This window comes from Oleiphilus sp. HI0061, from assembly GCF_001635675.1.
In genome coordinates this window covers 1-5,953 of sequence record NZ_LWFE01000003.1, presented here as the reverse complement: position 1 = coordinate 5,953, position 5,953 = coordinate 1, and the positions used below count along the sequence as shown (strand labels likewise).

General features: G+C 45.6%; 4 protein-coding genes and 1 pseudogene. 1 reads left to right on the top strand and 4 read right to left on the bottom strand.

Translation table 11 applies throughout. The annotated features are described in order from the left end of the window. The 3 genes and pseudogenes from A3735_RS00190 to A3735_RS00180 all read right to left on the bottom strand — a co-directional run. Positions 1-407: pseudogene (locus A3735_RS00190) on the bottom strand (phosphate ABC transporter, permease protein PstA); the annotation flags it as partial. A gap of 11 nt (positions 408-418) precedes the next feature. After that, positions 419-2,701, bottom strand: coding sequence for an ABC transporter permease subunit (locus A3735_RS00185; protein WP_068514474.1), 2,283 nt, complete (start codon positions 2,699-2,701; stop codon positions 419-421). A gap of 156 nt (positions 2,702-2,857) precedes the next feature. Next, positions 2,858-3,826, bottom strand: a complete 969-nt coding sequence (locus tag A3735_RS00180) for a PstS family phosphate ABC transporter substrate-binding protein (RefSeq protein WP_068514415.1) — start codon at positions 3,824-3,826, stop codon at positions 2,858-2,860. A 360-nt stretch (positions 3,827-4,186) separates the two neighbouring features. Here A3735_RS00180 and A3735_RS00175 point away from each other — a divergent pair, with 360 nt between their 5' ends. Then, positions 4,187-4,585 carry an acyl-CoA thioesterase gene (locus tag A3735_RS00175; protein ID WP_068514412.1) on the top strand — a complete coding sequence of 133 codons (399 nt, stop codon included), beginning with the start codon at positions 4,187-4,189 and terminating at the stop codon, positions 4,583-4,585. A 12-nt stretch (positions 4,586-4,597) separates the two neighbouring features. Here the strand turns inward: A3735_RS00175 and A3735_RS00170 are convergent, their stop codons facing one another. Continuing rightward, on the bottom strand, positions 4,598-5,818 hold the full coding sequence (locus tag A3735_RS00170) for a 3'-5' exonuclease (protein ID WP_082885743.1): 1,221 nt from the start codon (positions 5,816-5,818) through the stop codon (positions 4,598-4,600). Positions 5,819-5,953: the final 135 nt, after the last annotated feature.

Here is a 5,953-nt window from a genome sequence, read left to right as displayed (position 1 = left end):
CATTCGCGACGTTCCATTGCGATAATATCTTCAGGGTAATGACGATTACTTAAGGAGGCATCCAATACCCAGCGGAAGTCACTGCCCGTTACATCCCGGTTACCCATTTTAAGCAGGTGACGATCCATAAACTCGACGCCTTGAGGAACCTTGTAACCAGCCTCTCTCAGCTGAACAGCAGAAACACTTTCTGTTTCGACCAGCTCACCCATGATTTTATAGGTACCGCCATTTCGGTTTTCTACATCAGCCTCGACGACATCATGTGCCCAGAAGTGCACTAAACCACGTGAAGCGATCAGGATTAACAGGCTAAAGACCATCACCAAGCTGATTGCGACCGCGCCAGCGTTTAACCAAACCCAAGGATCGCCGTCTTTAAACCATTTCTTTAAAGGTACTCTCATGATTTTAATCCTTAAATTACGCTGTACTTAGAACGAAGGCTCTGACGAACCCATTCAGCAAAGGTGTTAACAACAAAGGTAAAGAGGAACAATACAAAGGCTGCCAGGAACAAGATACGGTAGTGTGTACTGCCGACTTCGGATTCTGGCATTTCAACTGCGATGTTGGCAGACAAGGTTCTCATGCCTTCAAAAATATTCACATCCATGATTGGCGTGTTACCCGTTGCCATCAATACGATCATGGTTTCACCAACTGCACGACCCATACCGATCATTACAGCAGAGAAGATACCCGGGCTTGCCGTAGGAAGAATGACGCGAGTCATGGTTTGCCACTGGGTAGCACCCAATGCCAGAGAGCCATAGCTCAAATGCTTCGGTACACTGAAAATCGCATCTTCAGTAATCGAGAAGATAGTAGGAATGACGGCAAAGCCCATCGCGGCGCCCACGACTAAGGCGTTACGCTGGTCAAAATCGATGCCCATTTCATTGGTCAACCAAGACCGCATATCGCCGCCAAAGAAGGCGACTTCCAATACCGGGCTAATTTCGATACTGAACCACGAGGCTAACAAGATAACCGGAATTAACAGCACGGGGTCCCAGCCTTCCGGTACGGCGTGTCTAATTCGGTCGGGTAAGTTCACCCAAATGAAGCCAAACGCAAGTAAAGAGAGCGGGGTAATCAAGAGCCAAGCAAAGATGCCTGGTAAGTGATCTTCCATGAATGGCGCGAAAAACAGACCTGCCAAGAAACCGAGGATAACCGTCGGTAGTGCTTCCATAAGTTCTATCGAAGGCTTCACTTTACGACGCAGTGCGGGTGCCATGAAGTAAGCCGTATATAGCGCGCCGCAGATAGCAAGTGGCGTCGCGACTAGCATAGCGTAAAATGCTGCTTTTAATGTACCAAAGGCAAGTGGCGACAGGCTGTACTTTGGTTCAAAGTCGTTGTTAGAGGCTGAAGACTGCCAAACGTACTCTGGCTCTTGGTACCCTTCGTACCAAACTTCTTGCCATAGGGCTGAGAAAGAAATTTCAGGGTGTTCGTTGTCAATGTGCCAGAAGCTAATCTGACCTTGCTCATTTTCGACTAATACATAGTTAGCGCGAGGTGCGATGCTGGCATGTGTGATGGCGGCGTCGCTTACTTTCTTCTCTAATGTTGTGCTGTGAGCAGTCGTGTTGAACAAAGAAATGGTGCCGCTATCATCTACCGAGGCAAAGCCTTTTCGGCGGTGTTCAATGGCGATTGATGTGATTTCTGCCGTAGAATCTTCATCAATTGAGAAGTCACGAATTCGCTGTAATGAGTAGTGGTTGTTGTCGTCACGAACCATAAACCATTGAGAAACAATCCCGCCGGACTCAGTCACCAATATAGAGGAACCGCCAAGTAAAAGTTCCATGCCGATAATGTCTCTGTTCTCGGGCAAATGAACGGTGCCGTTAATGGTCGCCTGTTCGTTATCGGCCAGGTCGAAGATGTTGATGTCTTTTTCCGATGCTACAAAAACCCAGCGCATACCGGGTTCAGCGATGACGAACTTTGGTTCACTATTCAATGTCGGCATGCTAACAGGCTCTGCTTCAAGCATTACCTCACCGGTCATGAAGTTTTCTTCTTTTGAGAAGCGAGTTGAGAACAGTTCACTTTGATCATTCGCGCCAACGATCAAAATGGCGTCTTCAGTTAATGATAATGAGACAAATGTAATTGGGTGCCCTGATTCGTCCATATCCATTGGCTCTTCGCCAAAGGGAAACTCGATATAAGGCGTAATAAGGCGCTTATCGTTTGGATAGGTGATCTTGTAGCTGTGCTTAACGATAATAATTTGGCCATTACTCAAACCTGCCAAAATAGTGCGACTGGCGGGCTCTGCAGCACTGACGCTTGTGACACTAACGCCTTCAGGGATGGGTAGGCGCTGATTACTGACAACGCTGCCGTCTTGCGTATTGAAGAAGATAATATTGCCCTGATCCGTCACACGAAGGGCTTTTTCAGCTTGCTCTTCCATGGCGTAGTATAGCGTTGTGCCTGAGTCTGCTGCTGGAACTTGGTATTCACTGACGGCCTCAATTTCAGCCGACTCGAACAATGGCATAACTTCATAAAGCAGATAGAAGAAAATCAGCGTGATCGCCAAGATGACACTGCCTCCTCCCATGCCAATAGAGGTGCTTGCAACCTGGTCTTTGATCTTCCTAATCTTACGGTAGCGTACGAGTTTAGGGCTATCAAAGTCGAGCTTAGGTGGCTCAGATACAGCAGCTTTATTCATAGTCGTCATGTCCAGATTATCTTTGCGAATAAGATTTAGCGTGTAAAAAGTGCGCGTATTATAAAGTAAAAATCTCCTCATCATAGAATGGTGAGAAGATTTTTTATTATATTACAATTTGTAACCGTCATCCCTGACGGAAGTAGCCTGTGTTATTTACAGTAGGCCAAGTTCCTTCAAGCTCTTTTCAGCAACTTTTGAAGGTAGTGGAACGTAACCGTCTTTTACCACAACTTCCTGACCTTGCTGAGACAATACTGACTTAACAAACTCTGCTTCAAGTGGAGACAAGTCTTTGTTAGGCGCTTTATTGATGTAAACATATAGGAAGCGAGATAGTGGATATTTGCCTGTTACCGCGTTTGCTGAAGTCGCTTCAACAAATGGCTGGCTTGCTTTTTTGCTAAGTGGTAGTGCGCGAACAGATGCAGTCTTGTAACCGATACCTGAGTAACCGATACCGTTGATAGACTCAGATACGCCCTGAACAACTGATGCTGAACCTGGCTGCTCATTTACGTTGTTCTTGAAGTCACCTTTACATAGTGCTTTCTTTTTGAAGTAACCGTAAGTACCTGATACAGAGTTACGACCGAAAAGCTGAACAGTTTGGCCAGCCAAGTTACCCGTCACACCCAAGTCACCCCAAGTTTTTACTTCTTTGTCGAAGCCACACTTACGAGTAGATGAAAAAACCGCGTCGATCTGAGGAATAGTCAAACCTTTGATTGGGTTATCTTTGTTTACGAATACTGCTAATGCATCGATTGCAACTGGAACGGCTGTTGGCGCATAACCGTGACGCTTTTCGAATGCGCCGCGCTCTTTGTCTTTCATCATACGGCTCATTGGGCCAATGTTTGAGGTACCTTCAGTCAAAGCTGGAGGCGCAGTTGAAGAACCCGCTGCTTGAATCTGAATGTTTACATTTGGGTAGTTACGCTTAAAGTCTTCGGCCCAAAGTGTCATCAGGTTTGCCAAGGTATCAGAACCAACACTTGAAAGGTTGCCTGAAACGCCACTGGCTTTCTCGTATTTAGGAAGGTTTGGATCAACATCTGCGTGTGCAGTGCTCACAGCACCTAATGTACTGAGGGCTAAGATACTAACTATTTTCTTTATCATCTTGAGTGCTCCTAAGTGGCTTAATTGCCGAAAAATTTGTTTGCTTACTTTCTTGATGAGGCCACTATAAAGATGCAATGTTACAGTTATGTGACAGCTCCGTCTTGTTTGTCACATAAGTGTCATAAGAATGTAAAAAAACTGTTAGATCCCATATCTACGGGGCTTAGCGGGGAGTTGTTGTATTGCTTAGATAGCTAAATCTAAGAAAGTCGCTTCGGCATTGACCAATTTTTATGACAAAAAATGAAATATTCGGGGCCAGTTCAAGTTTTGGTCACATGTGTATGATTTTCACTGGCACTTTTCCGATCTTGGCTATACTGAAAGCAAGCCGCTTTATTAAAGGAAAGAGATCAAATGAATTCATCTGAATCGGGTTTGGGGCCTTCGGGTCGTCTGACTTTGCAAGTCATTGCGATGCCTCGTAATACCAATGTACATGGTGACATTTACGCTGGCTGGTTAATGGAACAGATGGATTTGGCCGCAGCGACCGCAGCGAGCCAGATATCTAAAGGCCGCTCAGCGACTGTTGCGATTGAAAGAGTAGAGTTTTTATCGCCAGTTTCTATCGGTGACCAAGTAAGTTGCTATACCGAGCTAATGGATACCGGGCGTAGTTCGATGAAAATTCGAGTAGAGGTTTTCGGAACCGATACACGAGGTAGTCAAACCCGTAAGATTACCGAAGCTGTTTTTATCTATGTGGCCATTGATGAAATGGGCGGTATCAGGGCGCTACCAAATAGCGATTAGGCGCTTGAAAGCCTAGTCCAATACAGTAAAGAAGCGATCTGCTGTTTCTTTACTGAATGTGCGTAGCTCTTTATCTTCGAATTCGACTGAAAAAGCATTTCCTGACTCTTCTTTTACCCAACCTAAGCCAAGTACTACATGCTTAACCGTATTTGCGAACCATATTGCACTGCTCGTTGAAGTATTTTCTGAAGCCATATCACTAGCGACCAAGGTGCACCGTAACTCTTCTGCATATTGCCTCGTAATACGACTTGGTTTGCCTAATGCGACTTCTATTTGCTTACTATCCAGAGCACTTCCCAACGCTGTGCTTTGCGGGATATTAAGCTCATGCTGGAAACGTGAAATTTGAGCTTTGCTGTTCGAAACATCTTCAGGAATAAGGAGGTGTAAGCATTCTTTGGCACGCGTCATTGCGACGTATAACAGACGCCTTTCACTTTCGAGCAAGGCTTTGCTTAGCATTTCATCTTTGTAGGTATAGGGCAGGGTTTTGTTGTTGAGACCGGGAATAATGACTTGTTTCCACTCGAGGCCTTTTGCGCGATGAATGGTCGATAGCTGGACCGTATCGGTTTTTTTAGTCTTATGGTTATGTTGCTCGGAGTCTTGTTGTAGCTTAATAAAAAGCTTGAGCGTATCTTCGAGGCTAAGCTTGTGTTGAGCTAGAAAGCGGGCAATTCCCTGAATTGAGGCGACTTTTTCCTCTGCATGATCGTGGCTCAGGCTAAGAGAACGAATCCCTTCATATAATTCAGTTTCATTAAAATAGCTTGCAAAGGTCGCGGCTAAGGGCTGCGGTTTGTTCTCTAGCGCATTCAGTGCTCTTGCCAGCCGTTCTAATTTTATAGCTTGTATACGCTTAATATCTTCAGGTATGGCTTCCTTGGTCAATTGTCCCCAATTGCTGTCATGCTGAGCAAGTGTATGACAAAAGGCCTTGATCTGTGTGTCGGGTAAACCCACATGTGGAAAATGAAACAGAAGGTCCAGTTTCAAAGCCCGTTGCTCAGTAGACATGGTTTTAAAGTGTCCACATGCCAACTCCAACAGTGCGCAAATACTTTGCGCTTCATTGGAGTGGAATACACCGGGGTAGCCATCCATATGGTAATTGATGCCGGCTTCTAACAACGCGAGCTCAATGCCCACCGTCTGACTCCAAACTCGCGTGAGAATTGCATACTGAGACAAATCCTGAGAAGGGGTGCCTGAGAGGATATCAATCACTGTCTAGGGGTCATCTTTAGACTTGTGTACTTCTACCCGGGTAGAGGGGTTTGACTCATGTGATTTGCAAAGCAGTGCTTGTCGCCCTGAGTTGTGGGAAATCAGGTGGTTCGCTAATAAAGAAACGCAATGCCC

Excerpts from the sequence above, each read along its gene's own strand:
- A3735_RS00175 (WP_068514412.1), top strand. The coding sequence starts at position 4,187 with ATGAATTCATCTGAATCGGGTTTGGGGCCTTCGGGTCGTCTGACTTTG.
- A3735_RS00185 (WP_068514474.1), bottom strand. The coding sequence starts at position 2,701 with ATGAATAAAGCTGCTGTATCTGAGCCACCTAAGCTCGACTTTGATAGC.
- A3735_RS00180 (WP_068514415.1), bottom strand. The coding sequence starts at position 3,826 with ATGATAAAGAAAATAGTTAGTATCTTAGCCCTCAGTACATTAGGTGCT.